Source organism: Pseudomonas sp. AC463, assembly GCF_979253585.1.
The window spans coordinates 1-253 of sequence record NZ_CEEDDZ010000896.1 but is presented as its reverse complement, the minus strand read 5'-3'; the positions used below and the strand labels follow the sequence as shown (position 1 = coordinate 253).

Below are 253 nucleotides of genomic sequence, written 5' to 3'. Positions count from 1 at the left end.
CGTCCCCTAGGGGACTCGAACCCCTGTTACCGCCGTGAAAGGGCGGTGTCCTAGGCCACTAGACGAAGGGGACACGCTACTGAAACACATGGTGTGTGTTTCAGTGCCCAGAGGTTAAATCCGAAGATCATGCCCTGGTTTCACTCAGTGCCACCCGAGGGCAACACTGCTTAAATTTGGAGCGGGAAACGAGACTCGAACTCGCGACCCCGACCTTGGCAAGGTCGTGCTCTACCAACTGAGCTATTCCCGC

At 56.9% G+C, this 253-nt stretch carries 2 tRNA genes; both read right to left on the bottom strand.

The annotated features are described in order from the left end of the window. A tRNA-Glu gene (locus AC0IYH_RS32815) sits at window positions 1-73 on the bottom strand. Between the two features lie 104 nt (window positions 74-177). Continuing rightward, a tRNA-Gly gene (locus AC0IYH_RS32810) sits at window positions 178-253 on the bottom strand.